The sequence below is a fragment of the Leucobacter weissii genome (genome assembly GCF_017565745.1).
Lineage (GTDB): Bacteria > Actinomycetota > Actinomycetes > Actinomycetales > Microbacteriaceae > Leucobacter > Leucobacter weissii.
This window is the reverse complement of sequence record NZ_JAGDYM010000015.1, coordinates 31,011-47,474: the sequence shown is the minus strand read 5'-3', so window position 1 is coordinate 47,474 and position 16,464 is coordinate 31,011. Positions and strand designations below refer to the sequence as shown.

Genomic DNA, 16,464 nt, shown 5'->3' with positions numbered 1-16,464 from the left:
CGCCATCGCGGCCTACTGTGATGTCGCACGGATGGTCGCCTGCGATCGGATGCGGCGGCCAGTCGTGCGACATTGTCGTCTGGATCCGCTCGGCGCGCCCGCGCGGAGCACGGAGGGAACCGGGTCGCCGGTGCGCTAGACTCGTCTCAGCAACAGCACTTCTTTAACGGCGTCCCGTGAGGCGCAGAAGGGGGGCGGTGGACATGACCGAGCGGATCGTGCTTGAGGGCTCCGAGATCGCGCGGGCGCTCACCCGCATCTCGCACGAGATCATCGAGGCCAACAAGGGCGCGAACGACCTCATCCTGGTCGGCATCCCGACGCGCGGAACCATCCTCGCCCACCGCATCGCCGAGATCATCGGGCGCATCGAGGGGGTCGACGTCCCGGTCGGGCAGCTCGACGTCACGATGTACCGCGACGACCTGGCCCGCAACCCGACCCGCACCCCGCGGCCCACCGAGATGCCGGTCGCAGGCATCGACGGCGCCACCGTCGTGCTCGTGGACGACGTGCTCTACTCGGGCCGCACGGTGCGCGCCGCGCTCGATGCGCTCGGCGACCACGGCCGTCCGCGGGTCGTGCGGCTCGCCGAGCTGATCGACCGCGGGCATCGCGAACTCCCGATCCGCGCCGACTACATCGGCAAGAACCTCCCGAGCGCCAAGAACGAGCGGATCTCGGTGCGGCTGAGCGAGCACGACGGGGCCGACGAGGTCACGATCGGCGCGGTGGATCCGACCCTTCGACGGGCTCAGGGTGCGGATTCCGCTCGAGTCGCGGAGCGAGCTCGGGGGACGGATCCCGGGCAGGACGCGGAGGCGGGCGCATGAGGCACCTGCTCGACACCCGCACCCTGACGCGGGAAGCCGCCGTGCGGATCCTCGACACCGCCGAGGAGATGGCCGACACCCAGCACCGCGAGGTGCGGAAGCTGCCGGCGCTGCGCGGCAAGACGGTCGTCAATCTCTTCTACGAGGACAGCACGCGGACGCGCATCTCCTTCGAGGCCGCGGCGAAGCGCTTGAGCGCCGACGTCATCAACTTCAGCGCGAAGGGATCCTCCGTCTCGAAGGGGGAGTCGCTCAAGGACACGGCGCAGACGCTGCAGGCCATCGGCGCCGACGGCGTGGTGATCCGCCACCCCGCGAGCGGAGCGCCCGACCGGCTCGCGCGCAGCGGCTGGATCGACGCCGGCGTGCTGAACGCCGGGGACGGCACCCACGAGCACCCGACGCAGGCGCTGCTCGACGCCTTCACGATGCGTCGCCGCATCTTCGGGGCGCAGGCCAGTCGAGGACGCGACCTCGACGGCGTCTCTGTGGTGATCGTCGGGGATCTCGCCCACTCGCGGGTCGCGAGATCCAATCTCTGGCTGCTCACGGCGCTCGGCGCTCGGGTCGCCTTCGTCGGACCGGAGACGCTCCAGCCCTACGGCGCGCGCGAGTGGCCGGCGACGGTGCGGCACTCCCTCGACGAGGCGCTGCGCGAGGACGCGCCCGACGTCGTGATGCTGCTGCGGATCCAGTCGGAGCGGATGCACGCCGCCTACTTCCCGAACGAGCGCGAGTACGCCCGCAACTGGGGGCTCGACGACGCGCGTCTCGCGGCGCTCCCGGAACGGACGATCATCATGCACCCCGGTCCGATGAACCGGGGGCTCGAGATATCCTCGGCCGCGGCGGACAGCGAGAGGTCGACCGTGCTCGAGCAGGTCGCGAACGGCGTCTCCGTTCGGATGGCGGCGCTGTATCTTCTCCTGAGCGGAGAGCGAGGCGATCCGCGAGATCGGTTGCCGGGCGAGGCGCAGCCGAGTAGAAGCACGGGCAAACGGACGGAACAGGCATGAGTGCAGCGAACGGCGGCGCGGCGGGCGGCGCGGCAAACCCGGACATCCTCATCCGCGGGGCGAGACTCGCGGCCGATCTCACCGCGCGGGGGCAGGATCCCGGCGCGGCGGCGGCGGTGGACCTGCGCATCTCGAACGGCAGGATCGCCGAGCGCGGCCCCGCCGGCTCGCTCGCGCCGCGCACGGCCTCCGACGGGGGCGACGAGCGGGTCGTCGAGGCGGACGGGCTGATCGCTCTCACCGGACTCGTCGACCTGCACACCCACCTGCGCGAACCGGGCTTCGAGCAGAGCGAGACCGTGCTCACCGGAACGCGGGCGGCCGCGGCGGGAGGGTTCACGAGCGTGTTCGCGATGGCCAACACGCTGCCCGTCGCCGATACGGCCGGGGTGGTGGAGCAGATCCAGGCGCTCGGCGACGCCGCCGGCTACGCCACGGTCCGCCCGATCGGCGCCGTGACCGAGGATCTCGCCGGGGAGCGCCTGAGCGAGATCGGCGCGATGGCGCAGTCGCGCGCCGCGGTGCGCGTGTTCAGCGACGACGGCAGATGCGTGCACGATCCGCTGCTCATGCGACGCGCACTCGAGTACGTGACCACCTTCGACGGGGTGATCGCGCAGCACGCGCAGGATCCGCGCCTCACCGAGGGGGCCCAGATGAACGAGGGCGCGCTGTCCAGCGAGCTCGGCCTGAAGGGGTGGCCCGCCGTCGCCGAGGAGTCGATCATCGCCCGCGACGCGCTGCTGGCGGAGCACGTCGGCGCCCGCCTGCACATCTGCCATCTCTCCACCGCGGGTTCCGTCGAGGTCGTGCGCTGGGCGAAGGCGCGTGGCGTGCGGATCACCGCGGAGGTGACGCCGCATCACCTGCTCCTCACCGAGGAGCTCGTGCGCAGCTACGATCCCCGCTACAAGGTGAATCCTCCGCTGCGCCGGGACGAGGACGTCCGAGCGCTCCGCCGCGCGGTCGCGGATGGCGTGATCGACATCGTGGCGACCGACCACGCGCCGCATCCGGCCGAGAGCAAGGAATGCGAGTGGGATGCCGCCGCCTTCGGGATGGTCGGCCTCGAATCGGCGCTGCCCATCGTGGCGCTGGCGCTCGTGTCGGAGGGGCACGCCAGCTGGGCCGAGGTGGAGCGACTGCTCTCTCAGACGCCGGCAGAGATCGGGGGGCTCGACGGGCACCCGAGCGCGCTCGAGGAGGGGCAGATCGCGGACCTCGTGCTCTTCGACCCGCGCGGCAGCAGCGTGTTCGATCTCGCGCGCCTGCGCGGGCGCAGCACGAACTCCCCGTATCTCGGCATGGAACTTCCGGGCCGGGTGCGCACGACGATCCGGCACGGATACCTCACGGTCGACGAGGCGGTGCCGGTCGAGGCCGCTCGCGCGGCCGCAGCGGCCCGGCTTCTGGAGCGCGAACGATGAGCCGCGAGATGTTCGCGATCGTGTGGACGTTGGTCGTCCTGGCGATCTTCGCCGCGATGTGGTGGGGGTGGCGCTCGCGCAAGCGCCGCGACGCCGGTATCGCGGGTGCGGCGACGGCTCCGGGCGGCGAGATCCTGGCGGAGTTCCCCGGAGTGCTCTACGTCTCCACGACCCCGGAGGAGGATCCGCTCGCCCGGGTGGCGGTGCCGGGCCTCAGCTATCGCGGGCGCGCGGACGTGACCGTACGGGCCGAGGGGGTCACGGTCGAGGTCGTCGGCGAGCGACCGGTCCACCTCGCCTCCGCCCAGATCCTGGGCAGCGGCAGAGCAGCAGGCCGGGTCGGAAAGGCCGTCGAGAAGGACGGCCTCGCGCTCCTGCGCTGGAGCCCGCAGCAGGACGCCGCCGACTCCGCTGACGACTCCGGCACCGACGCGCGGCGACTCGAATCCAGTTTCCGCTTCATCGACCCGTCGGAGCAGCGACGATTCTGCTCCGCCGTCGACCAGGTCGCCGGCGCCCGAAGCGAACCCCAGCCCCACACCGAGTCCCGGGAGGACACCATATGACCAGTACGCCCGCTCGCACCCAGACGCTGGTGAGCACCGTGCCGCCGCCCCAGTCGGTGCCGCAGGGGCCTGCCGTGCTCGTGCTCGAGGACGGTGCGCGCTTCGAGGGCCGCGCCTACGGCGCCACGGGTCGCACGCTCGGCGAGGTCGTGTTCTCGACGGGCATGACCGGGTATCAGGAGACGCTGACCGACCCCTCCTACGCGGGGCAGATCGTGCTGATGACGTCGCCGCACATCGGCAACACCGGTGCGAACGACGCCGACATGGAATCCCGCCGGGTGTGGGTCTCGGGCTTCGTCGTGCGCGATCCCGCCCGGCGCATCTCGAACTTCCGTGCGGAGCGATCGCTCGACGAGGATCTCGTGGCGAACTCGGTGGTCGGCATCTCGCGCGTCGACACGCGCGCCATCACCCGGCACATCAGGTCCGAGGGGGCCATGCGCGCCGGCATCTTCTCGGGCGTCGACTCCGGACTCTCCGCGGAGGAGCAGCTCTCGCTCGTGCGCGAGCAGCCGGGCATGGCGGGCAAGAACCTCTCCTCCGAGGTCACGACCGAGAAGCGATACCGCGTGGACGCCGTCGATGGGGCGGAGCGGATCGGCACCATCGCCGTGCTCGACCTGGGCATCAAGCGCGCGACGGTCGCCTACCTGTCCGAGCACGGCTTCGACGTCGAGGTGCTGCCCGCCCAGACCGGACTGGACGAGATCCGGGCGCTCGCGCCCGACGCCGTGTTCTACTCCAACGGTCCCGGCGATCCGGCCGCATCCGCCGCCCACGTCGAGCTGCTGCAAGAGCTCCTGCGCGAGGGAGTGCCCTATTTCGGGATCTGCTTCGGCAACCAGCTGCTCGGACGGGCGCTGGGCTTCGACACCTACAAGCTGCCCTTCGGCCATCGCGGCATCAACCAGCCGGTGCTCGACAAGCGGACCGGCAGGGTGGAGATCACGGCTCAGAACCACGGTTTCGCCGTGGACGCCCCCGTCGAGGGCGAGCTCGAATCGCCGGCCGGATTCGGTCGGGTCCAGGTGAGCCACTACAGCCTGAACGACCGCGTGGTCGAGGGCCTCGAATGCCTCGACCTCCCGGCGTTCTCCGTGCAGTACCATCCCGAGGCTGCGGCCGGACCGCACGACGCCTTCTACCTCTTCGACCGATTCAGGTCGCTCGTGAAAGACCGCCAGACCACCCCCCGGCCGACAGACCCGGCATCCGCGAGCCCCTCGGCCGGCAAGGAGAACAGCTAAATGCCCAAGCGCTCAGACATCAACTCCGTGCTCGTGATCGGCTCCGGGCCGATCGTGATCGGACAGGCCTGCGAGTTCGACTACTCGGGGACGCAGGCGTGCCGGGTGCTGCGCGAGGAGGGCGTGCGCGTCATCCTGGTCAACTCGAATCCGGCCACCATCATGACGGACCCCGACTTCGCCGATGCCACCTACGTCGAGCCGATCACCCCCGAGGTCATCGAGACCATCATCGTGAAGGAGCGCCCCGACGCGATCCTGCCCACGCTCGGCGGACAGACCGCGCTCAACGCCGCGATGGCGCTGCACGAGCAGGGGATCCTGGAGCGGCACGGCGTCGAGCTGATCGGTGCGAAGGTCGACGCGATCCAGCGCGGCGAGGACCGTCAGATCTTCAAGGACCTCGTGATCGAGGCCGGCGCCGACGTGGCCCGCTCGCACGTCGCGCGCACGCTGGAGGAAGCGAAGGGGTTCGCGAAGGACCTCGGCTACCCGCTCGTGGTGCGCCCCTCGTTCACGATGGGCGGACTCGGCTCCGGATTCGCCTACACCGAGGAGGATCTGGTCCGCATCGCGGGCGACGGGCTGCACTACAGCCCCACGAGCGAGGTGCTGCTCGAGGAGAGCATCCTCGGATGGAAGGAGTACGAGCTCGAGCTCATGCGCGACCAGGCCGACAACACGGTCGTGGTCTGCTCGATCGAGAACGTCGACGCCGTGGGCGTGCACACGGGCGATTCGATCACCGTCGCCCCCGCGCTGACGCTGACCGATCGCGAGTTCCAGAAGCTGCGCGACATCGGCATCGAGATCATCCGCTCGGTCGGCGTCGACACCGGCGGCTGCAACATCCAGTTCGCGGTCGACCCGGCGACCGGGCGCATCATCGTGATCGAGATGAACCCCCGCGTCTCGCGATCCTCCGCGCTCGCCTCGAAGGCGACGGGCTTCCCGATCGCGAAGATCGCGGCCAAGCTCGCGATCGGCTACCGTCTCGACGAGATCCCCAACGACATCACCCAGAAGACGCCGGCCAGCTTCGAGCCGACCATCGACTACGTCGTGGTGAAGGCGCCCCGATTCGCCTTCGAGAAGTTCCCGGCGGCGGACGACACGCTGACCACGACCATGAAGTCGGTCGGCGAGGCCATGGCCATCGGACGCAACTTCACGACGGCGCTGCAGAAGGCGCTGCGCTCCCTCGAGAAGCGGGGCAGCTCGTTCCACTGGGACCCGGTGCCGCTGGGGCCGGGCACTTCGACCGGCTCGTCCCCCGAGCGCGTCGGTCCGTCGTCCGAGCCTGTCGAAGGGGACGAACGCCTCGAGCAGCTGCTCGCGTCGATCGCCCGCCCCACCGATGGCCGCATCGTCGACGTGCAGCAGGCGCTGCGCCTCGGCGCGACCATCGAGCAGGTGTACGAGGCGACCGCGATCGACCCGTGGTTCCTCGACCAGATCGTGGTGATCAACGAGGTGGCGGAGCGGCTGGCGGCGGCGGCCCAGCTGACGCTCGAGGATCTGCGGGAGGCCAAGGACCACGGTTTCAGCGACGCGCAGATCGCGGCCATCCGCGGGGTCTCCGAGTCCGAGATCCGGGGCCTCCGTCACGGGCTCGGCCTCAGGCCGGTCTACAAGACGGTGGACACCTGCGCGGGGGAGTTCCCCGCGCTCACGCCCTACCACTACTCGTCCTACGACCTCGAGACCGAGGTCGCGGCGTCGGGGCGCCGGAAGATCGTGATTCTCGGGTCCGGACCCAATCGCATCGGGCAGGGCGTCGAGTTCGACTACTCCTGCGTGCACGCCTCGTTCGCCCTCTCCGAGGCCGGATTCGAGACGATCATGATCAACTGCAACCCCGAGACCGTCTCGACCGACTACGACACCAGCGACCGCCTCTACTTCGAGCCGCTGACGCTGGAGGACGTCCTCGAGGTGATCCACGCGGAGCAGGCCTCCGGCGAGCTGCTCGGCGTCGTCGTCCAGTTGGGCGGCCAGACGGCGCTGGGCCTCGCCCAGCCGCTCAAGGACGCCGGAGTGCGGATCCTCGGGACGACGCCGGAGGAGATCGACCTCGCCGAGGAGCGCGGCGCCTTCTCCGGCATCCTGGAGCGCGCGGGCCTCACCGCTCCCCGCAACGGCACCGCCGTCGACGAGGAGGGCGCGATCCGCGTCGCCGAGGAGATCGGCTATCCGGTGCTCGTGCGCCCCTCCTTCGTGCTGGGCGGCCGCGGCATGGAGATCGTCTACGACACCCCGTCGCTGAGCGGATACTTCGACCGGATCCGGGGTCACGCGCTGGTGGGCCCTGGGCATCCGCTGCTGGTCGATCACTTCCTCGACGATGCGACCGAGATCGACGTCGACGCGCTCTACGACGGCGAGCAGCTCTACATCGGGGGCGTCATGGAGCACATCGAGGAGGCGGGGATCCACTCGGGCGACTCGAGCTGCACTCTCCCGCCGATCACGCTGGGCCACGCGCAGATCGCGCAGGTGCGCGAGGCCACGCTCGGGATCGCCCAGGGCGTCGGGGTGCGCGGGCTCCTCAACGTCCAGTTCGCGTTCGCCCAGGGCTCGCTCTATGTCCTGGAGGCGAATCCCCGGGCCTCTCGTACCGTTCCGTTCGTGTCGAAGGCGCTGGGCATCCCGCTGGCGAAGGCGGCCTCGCGCATCATGGCGGGGGAGTCGATCCAGAGCCTGATCGACGACGGACTGCTGCCCGAGCGGGACGGCTCGCGCGCGCCGATCGACGCGCCGGTCGCGGTGAAGGAGGCGGTGCTGCCGTTCAAGCGCTTCCGCACGCGGGACGGTCGCGTGGTGGACTCGCTGCTGGGGCCGGAGATGCGCTCGACGGGCGAGGTGATGGGCTTCGATCGGGATTTCCCGCGCGCCTTCGCCAAGAGCCAGTCGGCGGCCGGATGCCCGCTGCCGGAGTCCGGCACCGTGTTCATCTCGGTGAACGACCGGGACAAGCGCGACATCGTGCTCCCCGCGCTGCGCCTGCAGGAGCTCGGCTTCAGGATCCTGGCGACGCAGGGCACCCAGGTGGTGCTCGCGCGCAACGGCATCGAGGCCACGACCGTCCGCAAGCAGTCCGAGCGGGCCGAGGGCGCCTCCGCGGAGAGCGTCGTGGACCTGATCGAGCGCGGTGAGGTCGACATCGTCATCAACACGCCGAGCGGCAGTTCCGCGCGGGCCGACGGCTACGAGATCCGCGCCGCGACCGTCGCCGCGGACAAACCGCTGTTCACCACGACGCCGGAGCTCGCGGCCGCGGTCGGAGCGATCTCGGTGCAGGGCGAGGGCTTCGCGGTGAAGTCTCTGCAGGAGTACCAGGCGGATCGGATCGCGGCGCGCGAGGCCTCCCGGTGAGCGGGATCGGCGCCGAGCCTCCGAGCTTCGGGGCGCGGCTCGCCGCCGAGTTCGCGGGCGATCGCTTCCTCTGCGCGGGCGTCGACCCGAGCCGGGAGACCCTCGGCCTCTGGGGACTGCCGGACGACGCCGACGGCGTGGAGTCCCTGGGACGCGAGGTCGTCGCGGCCGCAACCGGTGTCGCCGCCTGCGTCAAGCCTCAGGTCGCCTTCTTCGAGCGCTTCGGGTCGGCCGGCTATCGCGCACTCGAACGCGTGCTCGCCGACGCCCGTCAGGCGGGACTGCTGGTCATCGCCGACGGCAAGAGAGGCGACATCGGCACGAGCTTCGACGCCTACGCGGAGGCTTGGCTGAGCCCCGGGTCGCCGCTCGAGGCCGACGCGATGACCGTCGCCGCCTATCAGGGCTTCGGCAGCCTGGCCGGGGCCTTCGAGCGGCTGCGCGGCAGCGGGAAGGGGCTGTTCCTCCTCGCGGCGACCTCCAACCCCGAGGCGGGAGACGTGCAGCGCGCCGTGCGCGACGACGGCCGATCGGTGGCCGCCGCGATGGTGGCCGATGCTCGCTCCTTCAACGCCGCGGAGTTCGCGGGGGAGCCCGTGGGCTCGCTGGGCGTCGTGCTCGGCGCCACTCTGCGCCTCGCGGACTACGGCATCGCGTCCGACGACGGGACGAGCGATCCCGCGCTCCCGGTTCTGGCCCCCGGTTTCGGGCATCAGGGGGCTCGGATCGAGGATGCGGGCTCCATCTTCGGCGGACTCGGACGGGCGCTGCTCGCCAATGAGTCGCGCAGTATCCTCTCCGGCGGACGCGAAGGACTCTCCACGAGGATCTCGGACCGGGCCGAGGCCGTCGCAGCGGCGCTCCACGGGGTAGATTAGTGGCGATGACTGAGCAGCGCAGATCCACCCCGATGCCCGAAGTGGATCGGGTCGCGGCGAATCGGGCCGCGGTGGCGGCCCGACGGAGTCGTGCAGAGCTGAAGCAGCGCCTGCGGAGCGGCGAGCTGTCGCCGCTCCGGGCGATCGAGGACTCCCGCGATGCGGACAGCGCGGCCGCGTCGCTCAGGGTTCCCGAGTTCCTGCAGACGTTTCCCTCGGTCGGCGAGGTGAAGTCCCTGCGGATCCTCGAGGAGCTCGCCATCTCCCCGCGCAAGCGACTGGGCGGTCTGGGCTCCAAGCAGCGAGCGAGGCTGATCGATTTCGTCCGGGAGCGGGTGGGGGCGTCGGCGCCGGGCGCGCCGATGCTCACGGTGCTGGCGGGCCCCACCGCCGTCGGCAAGGGGACGGTCGCCGCATACGTGCGCGAGCACTACCCCGGCATCGAGCACTCCGTCTCGGTCACCACGCGTCCGCCTCGGCCGGGGGAGGAGCACGGTCGTCACTACTTCTTCGTGGATGACGAGGCCTTCGACCGGATGCTCGCCGCCGACGAGCTGCTCGAATGGGCCACCGTGCACAACCGGTACCGCTACGGCACGCCGAGGGGACCGGTCGTCGAGGCGAGCGACCGCGGAGTGCGGATCCTGCTGGAGATCGACCTGCAGGGCGCCAGGCAGGTGCGGGCGAGCATGCCCGAGGCCAAGCTGGTGTTCCTGGCGCCGCCGAGCTGGGATGCGCTGGTCGGGCGGCTGCTCGGACGCGGGACCGAGGACGAGGAGGAGCGGACCAGGCGGCTCGAGACCGCGAAGGTGGAACTCGCCGCAGCCGAGGAGTTCGACGCGGTCATCGTGAACGACGAGGTGCCCCGAGCCGCGGCAGCGCTGGTGGAGATCATGAACGGCGTCGCCCGGTGAGCCCGGTCCGCGAGCGGTTCCGCGCCCGGGGCGTCGGAGGAGCATGATGCACGCGGTGTTGCCCGAGATGGTGGTGCTCGCCGAGGATCTCTCCGAGATCACGACGCTCGACCCGAAGCAGTTCTGGGGGATTCCGGTCGCCCTCGTCGGCGCGGCCCTCATGTCGTTCGGCGCGCAGTACCAGTCGCGGGGGCTCAACAAGGTCGAGCGCCTCACCGGCGAGAGCGCAGGATCCGGTCTGTCGCTCAGGCAGGTGGGCGGGTTGCTGCGCCGTCCCTCGTGGGTGGTCGGCACCGTGCTGCTCGGGCTCGCCGTCGTGTTCCAGATCGGCGCGCTCGCGCTCTCTCCGCTCATCGTCGTGCAGCCGATCGGGGTGGTCGCAATGGTGATCACCGCCGTCCTCAACTCCCGCATGAGCGGGGTGCGGCTGCCGAAGCGCGCGATGGTGTCTCTCGCGATGTGCGTCGGAGGCATCGTGACCTTCGTCACCATCGCCGCCTTCACCGCGGCCGATCGTCCGGTCACCGACCAGAAGCTGCTGACGATCCTGATCATCTACGCCGTGGTGCTGACCGTGACCGTCGTGCTGTTCGTCATGCTCAGGCACCGGGCCGTTGCGCTGTTCTACATCGTCGGAGCCGGGGTCCTCTACGGCTTCGTCGCGACCTTCGCCAAGACGGTGATCGGCCGGGTGCAGCAGAACGAGTTCGATTGGCTCACCTGGCTGTGCGTCGCGGCGCTCCTGATCGGCGCACTGCTCGGGATGGTGTTCGTGCAGAACGCCTACTCGTCGGGTCCGCCGGATCTCGTCATCGCCGGACTCACGGTGATCGACCCGCTGGTGGCGATACTCATCGGCATCGTCGTGCTGCAGGAGGCCGCGAACGCCCCGATGTGGGCGATCTCGTCGTTCATCCTGACCGGCATCGTCGCGCTCATCGGGGTCATCGGACTCGCTCGATTCCACCCGCAGACCGGCAGGAACGTCCTCGAGGAGCCGTGGACCGGCAACATTCGGGTTCCGCGCGCGAAAAGCTGATGTACTTCGCTGCTGTCGTCCCCGGTCTCTGCCAGACGGCGCTGCGCGTCCCCCTCCCCTCAGGCTTCCCGAGGCCGGGGACGCATATGACGGTTTCAGCTCCCGGATAGCCGTCATTCGCGTCCTCAACTCGTCGGAGGGGGGAAGCGGCGTGTGGGTGCGCAGGGCCGGAACTGGGTGGGGCGTGCGGGGCTCGAACCCCGCCCGGCCGCTTGGAGCAACGCACCGCGTTGCGCGGCCACGGCGCTGAGGGCCGTTTCGGTCCTCAGGACCACGGGCGGCGTGTGGGATTGCAGGGCCGGAACTGGGTGGGGCGTGCGGGGCTTGAACCCGCGACCGACGGATTATGAGTCCGCTGCTCTAACCGGCTGAGCTAACGCCCCCCTGGGTAACCTCACCATTGTAGTGGTCGCGTCGGTGCAGCGGACTTCCGAGCCCGGGACGGGCTCGGCGTGCAGGCACTCCTGCCCCGGCGGGGAGAATGGCGCTCCGGCACGGGAAGCACCCTCCGCGGCGGGAGCAGAGCATCATTCTCGTCGTGGGGTGCGCCTCCAGTCGCCCGATCCGAGGTTTTGCTGGTGCGGAGCGCACGCTTCGAGTAGCGTTTCTCGCAGAAGCCCCGGTATCCGCGGGGATCGTCGCGAAACCGCGACTCGAACAGGGGGAGACCATGTCTCGACGGCGAAGCATGACCCGAACGGGCGTCTCGGTTCTCGCGGTACTCGCGCTGGTCGTCGGCGCGCTGACTCTGCCGGCTGCGGCGCACGCCGACGTGGGCCTCGAAGTCGGCCCGAACCCCGTGCCGGTCGACGGGACCCTGGAGGTGTCGGGAACCGGGTGCGCGGCCCTGGCCGAGGTCGAACTGTATTTCTGGCAGACGAGCGGAGGCCCGTACATCTACGAATACACGACCGCCGACGCCGACGGCGACTTCGTGTTCTCGCTCGCGCTGGCCGAGCGATGGCCGCACGGCGTGCAGATCGGGGTCAGCGCGGGTTGCGGCGGATCGACGATCATCAAGTTCGTCGACACCGAGCAACCCCCCGAGATCGTGGTGAGTGTCTCCTTCACGCGCTCGGTGCAGCGGTACGGCCGCTCGGAACGGGCAACGGTCAGCTTCGAGCCGTCCACGACGCTGGGCTTCGTCTCCCTCGCGGTCGATGGGAAGGCGCTCACGGCCACGCCGCGAGCGGATGCCGGCTGGGGAGATCCGGTCGACTATGCGCTTCCGGCGAATCTCAGAGTGGGCAAACGCACGCTCGTCGCCGCCTTCCGGCCTTCCGCGCCGGGTGCCGCCCCGGTCACGAAGACGGTCGGGTACACCGTGAAGAAGGCCGTCCCCAGGGTTTCGGTCGGTCTGTCGAAGAAGCGTGTGCGTGCGGGGGCGAAAGCGAAGGCGACGGTGCGTGTGACGGCGACCGGTATCCCGAGGCCCGGCGGGAAGGTCGCCATCAAGCGGGGGAAGACGACGGTCAAGACGGTGACTCTGAGGTCTGCGCACCGGGGCAAAGTCGTCGTCACGCTCCCGGCCGTCCGCAAAGCGGGCGAGTATCGGATCTCGGCCAGTTATCTCGGCAGCAGCACGATCGAGAAGAAGCGCAGTTCTGCGAAGTCGCTGCGCGTGGTCCGCCGCTGAGCTGAGGTCGGCGATGCCGCTCTCCCGATGCCCCGGGGAGTCGAGCCGCGAAGGAGCGCGGGAGATGACGCGCTGCGCTCTCCTTGCGCTCCGGTGATCCCGTCGCGATCATGCCTGGAATACTCGCGGTCAATAAATGAGAATAAAACTCGTTATCATGTATGAAGCGGCCGAGCAGAAGACGCACGGCCGCGTCTGCGCGCACCTCGGTTTCGAGAACCGACGCAGAGACATCACACGAAGACGAAAGGTTCGGTAGGCATGCCGAGATTATTCAAGGGCGCTCTGGCGCTCGGGGTCAGCGGAGCGCTCGTGCTCAGCGCAGCACCCGCCGCGATGTCCGCGGATCACCACGACGGGCACGCGCACGTCGCCGACGCGTACACGCTCGAGTTGCTCAGCCCGACGAACGACGGTGTCACGGCGAGCGCGCTCGGCATCAACGAGACGGGCGACGTCGTCGGCATCACCCGCCCGACGAGCAGCGCGCAGCCGCAGCGCACGGTGCTCTGGGAGCGGCACGGGGACCACTTCCACGCGCACGAGCTGGCGAACCTCGAGGGTTCGAACTTCTCCCGCGGGTTCGACATCAACAGCGATCGCGTGATCGTCGGCGAGGCCTTCAACTCCGGCGGCAGCAGCATCCCGATCCGCTGGGGCCGGGATCGCCTGCCGCTCCATGAGAGCGGTCTCTCCGAGAACGGCCGCGGCATCCTCAACGACGTCAACGACGCGGGGGACGCCGTCGGGACCGCCGACTCGAAGGCGCTCGTGCTGCGCAGCGGGGGCGCGGTCTCCGAGCTCGCAGCGCCGGCGCTCGACGCCGGCGTCACCGTGAAACGCTCGGCAGCCGCGCGCATCTCCGAGACCGGCGTTGTCGGCGGCACGGCCACGCTCGTCGTCCCGCACGGCGATCATACGCACGACGAGAGCCATGTCGTGGTCTGGTCCGCATCGGGCGAGGGACGGGTCCTGGCTCAGCTCGAGGGGTCGAGCACGCCGAGCATCGCGGATGTGGAGGACGACGGTTCGGCGGTCGGCAAGGCGAAGATGGGCAGCGCCGATATTGCGGTCAGCTGGGATGCCGAGGGGCAGCCCACCCAGTTGCCGCTCGAAGCGAGCACGGAGTTCCCCCACGGCGTGGCGAGCGCGGCGACCTCCGACGGGTTGATCGTCGGTGGCGTCACGAAGTTCGCGGGCAACTCCTCCTTCGGCGGTGCGGCCGTCGCCTGGGACGCGCACGGACCGGTCGACCTGAACACGCGCGTCGGCGACAAGCCGGCCGAGGTGAACCTGCTCGCGGCCAACGATGTGAACGAACAGGGGCAGATCGTCGGCTCCGCGACCGTGAACGGCGCCGCGCGCGGCTTCGTGCTCACCCCGGTTCCTGAGCCGTCGCTCACCCTGGCTCCGATCTCCCACCACTACCACTCGGGATCCCCGATCGCGTTCTCGTTGACCGCCGACCCGGCACCCGCGGCGGGAGACGCGATCGTCTGGGAATGGAAGTGGCCCGGCACCGAGCACTGGTCCGTCATCCCCGGGGCGAGCGGTCTGACGCACACCCTGACCGCTGAGCAGGCGCTGCACGGCGTGGAGGTCCGAGCGACCCTGAACCCCGCCTCCGGCGGCGCGCCGCGCATCGCGGAACCGGCGCGGATCGACATCGACGATCACGGGCACGGTCCGGTGCGCAAGGTGACGATCGCCGGTCTGGCCGCTCACTACCATTCGGACGACCCGATCGAGCTCACGGCGACGGTCGAGCCGGCATCGATCGTGGATCGCTGGGAATGGCTGGTGCAGCGGGTCGGGCAGGACGAGGCGCAGCCCGTGGCCGGGCAGAACGGCAGCGCGCTCGCGCTGAGCGCGGATCCGGCGCTCGACGGCGCCGAGGTCTTCGCGCGCCTCCTGCTGCCGAACGGCACGGAGTACGCGCGCTCGGAGCCGGTGACCGTCTCGGTCGACGATCACCACGCGCATGCCGCGGCGACCACGACCCGGGTCGCACTGAAGCCCGGCAAGCTCCGCTACGGGAGCGGCACGGTCGCCACCGTGACCGTCAGGTCCGAGCAGGGCTCGCCGAGCGGGCGCGTGACCGTGAGGGCCGGGGGCAAGAACTACACGGGGACGCTCAGGAACGGCACGGCACGGATCCCGCTGACTCGCGCGCTGCAGCCGGGCAAGCGCATCGTGACCGCTGCCTACGGCGGGAACGAGCGTTTCGAGGCCTCGACGGCGAAGGCCGGGCTGCGAGTGCTCAAGGCGAAGCCCAAGGTGTCCGTGAAGCTCTCGAAGCCGCGGATCAAGACGTCGCAGCGTGCTCGTGCGACCGTCTCGGTCAGGATCCCGGGTGCGGCGAAGGCGCGACCGAGCGGCACCGTGGTGGTGCTGGATGGGAAGAAGCGGATCGCGTCGAAGCGGCTCTCCGTCGCGGCGAACGGAAAGGTCTCGGTGCGGCTGCCCGAATTGAAGTCGGGCACCCGCAAGATCCGGGTGCGGATCCTCTCCACCCCGAGGCAGGAGTCCGCGACCAGCGGCGCGAGAACGCTTCGCGTCGTGCGGTAGCGGCTCGATCCGAGACGCGGCACGAGCGGGCCCGTGGCGGCGAGACGATGGACGATCTCGCGGCCGCGGGCCCGATCGCCGTTATGCGCGGATGGTCAGGCCCGCACGCGCTGCGGAGCGCCCGAGAAGAGCACGGAAACCGACGAGATGTACTGCTCGATGAAGCGTGCGAGCACCAGGTGCGAGGCGCGCACGTCGGCCGCTTCGACGCGCTCGATCAGCGCGTCCATCTCCTCGGGGTCGAAATACCCGTGCCCGCGATAGGTGCGCACGCGCTGGGACATGCTGCCGGGATCGAGCTCGGGATGGAACTGCGTGGCGTAGACGTTCCGTCCCACGCGAAAGGCCTGCACGGGGCATCCGGGGGAGGACGCCAGCACCGCGAGGTGGGGCGGAACCTCGGCGATCGCCTCCTTGTGCCCGACGAACGCCTCGAACTCCGCCGGCAGCTGATCGAAGAGGGGATCGGAGAGCCCCTCCGTGGTGAGGCTGATCCGCGCGGCCTGAGAGGGTTCTCCGAACGTCCGGTCCACCGTCGCCCCTTGGTGCCTGCCGATGGTGCCGATTCCATAGCAGATGCCGAGGAACGGGAAGTCGCGGTCGATGACCTCATCGAGAAGAGTCGCGAGTTCCCGTTCGACGCGGAGTTCATCGTGCGACTTGGTCTCATCCGGCTCGCTCACGGTGAAGGGGCTGCCCGCCAGGATGATGCCGCTGTAGCGATCGAAGTCGACCGTGCCCAATGGCTCGCTCTCGATCCGGCGCCACTCCAGATCCTCGGGAAGCAGGCCGGTGAGCCGACAGTACGCGGAGTGCTCCTCTGCGGCTGCGTCCGCGTCATCGCGGGTCGAGATCAGCAGAAACGGCTTCATCCCTCTACCGTACCCTGAGAAAGCCGCGATTGCCGATGGTGACGGAACATGACAGAATCGAGTCGATCTCCATAGGCGGTTCGACGTAGG

12 protein-coding genes and 1 tRNA gene are annotated in these 16,464 nt (G+C 70.0%); 11 read left to right on the top strand and 2 right to left on the bottom strand.

Annotation, left to right across the window (positions count from 1 at the left end):
* The first annotated feature begins 203 nt into the window (after positions 1-203).
* The 9 genes from pyrR to J4H92_RS12925 are packed head-to-tail and all read left to right on the top strand — an operon-like array spanning position 204 to position 11,298.
* A complete protein-coding gene (pyrR, locus tag J4H92_RS12965; protein ID WP_208098619.1) occupies positions 204-833 on the top strand; it encodes a bifunctional pyr operon transcriptional regulator/uracil phosphoribosyltransferase PyrR in 630 nt (209 codons plus the stop codon).
* Positions 830-1,849, top strand: coding sequence for an aspartate carbamoyltransferase catalytic subunit (locus J4H92_RS12960; protein WP_208098618.1), 1,020 nt, complete (start codon positions 830-832; stop codon positions 1,847-1,849). Before pyrR ends, J4H92_RS12960 begins: the two co-directional genes overlap by 4 nt.
* Positions 1,846-3,276, top strand: a complete 1,431-nt coding sequence (locus J4H92_RS12955; protein WP_208098617.1) for a dihydroorotase — start codon at positions 1,846-1,848, stop codon at positions 3,274-3,276. Before J4H92_RS12960 ends, J4H92_RS12955 begins: the two co-directional genes overlap by 4 nt.
* A complete protein-coding gene (locus tag J4H92_RS12950; protein ID WP_208098616.1) occupies positions 3,273-3,842 on the top strand; it encodes a PH-like domain-containing protein in 570 nt (189 codons plus the stop codon). Before J4H92_RS12955 ends, J4H92_RS12950 begins: the two co-directional genes overlap by 4 nt.
* Positions 3,839-5,092, top strand: a complete 1,254-nt coding sequence (gene carA / locus J4H92_RS12945; protein ID WP_208098615.1) for a glutamine-hydrolyzing carbamoyl-phosphate synthase small subunit — start codon at positions 3,839-3,841, stop codon at positions 5,090-5,092. Before J4H92_RS12950 ends, carA begins: the two co-directional genes overlap by 4 nt.
* Positions 5,093-8,467 carry a carbamoyl-phosphate synthase large subunit gene (carB, locus tag J4H92_RS12940; protein WP_208098614.1) on the top strand — a complete coding sequence of 1,125 codons (3,375 nt, stop codon included), beginning with the start codon at positions 5,093-5,095 and terminating at the stop codon, positions 8,465-8,467.
* On the top strand, positions 8,464-9,345 hold the full coding sequence (pyrF, locus tag J4H92_RS12935) for an orotidine-5'-phosphate decarboxylase (RefSeq protein ID WP_208098613.1): 882 nt from the start codon (positions 8,464-8,466) through the stop codon (positions 9,343-9,345). Before carB ends, pyrF begins: the two co-directional genes overlap by 4 nt.
* 5 nt (positions 9,346-9,350) lie before the next feature.
* Complete coding sequence (gene gmk / locus J4H92_RS12930) at positions 9,351-10,259, top strand: guanylate kinase (protein WP_208098612.1); 909 nt, start codon at positions 9,351-9,353, stop codon at positions 10,257-10,259.
* Between the two features lie 43 nt (positions 10,260-10,302).
* Positions 10,303-11,298 carry a DMT family protein gene (locus J4H92_RS12925; protein WP_243752360.1) on the top strand — a complete coding sequence of 332 codons (996 nt, stop codon included), beginning with the start codon at positions 10,303-10,305 and terminating at the stop codon, positions 11,296-11,298.
* A 309-nt stretch (positions 11,299-11,607) separates the two neighbouring features.
* Here J4H92_RS12925 and J4H92_RS12920 read toward each other — a convergent pair.
* A tRNA-Ile gene (locus tag J4H92_RS12920) sits at positions 11,608-11,681 on the bottom strand.
* Between the two features lie 305 nt (positions 11,682-11,986).
* On the opposite strand from J4H92_RS12920, the gene J4H92_RS12915 reads away from it, so the two are divergent.
* Together J4H92_RS12915 and J4H92_RS12910 are read left to right on the top strand one after the other, a co-directional pair.
* Positions 11,987-12,934: an Ig-like domain-containing protein gene (locus J4H92_RS12915; RefSeq protein ID WP_208098611.1), complete on the top strand. Its 948-nt coding sequence runs from the start codon at positions 11,987-11,989 to the stop codon at positions 12,932-12,934.
* Positions 12,935-13,195: 261 nt separating this feature from the next.
* Positions 13,196-15,502, top strand: coding sequence for an Ig-like domain-containing protein (locus J4H92_RS12910; protein WP_208098610.1), 2,307 nt, complete (start codon positions 13,196-13,198; stop codon positions 15,500-15,502).
* Positions 15,503-15,597: 95 nt separating this feature from the next.
* Here the strand turns inward: J4H92_RS12910 and J4H92_RS12905 are convergent, their stop codons facing one another.
* Positions 15,598-16,374 carry a glutamine amidotransferase gene (locus J4H92_RS12905; protein ID WP_208098609.1) on the bottom strand — a complete coding sequence of 259 codons (777 nt, stop codon included), beginning with the start codon at positions 16,372-16,374 and terminating at the stop codon, positions 15,598-15,600.
* Between the last annotated feature and the right edge of the window lie 90 nt (positions 16,375-16,464).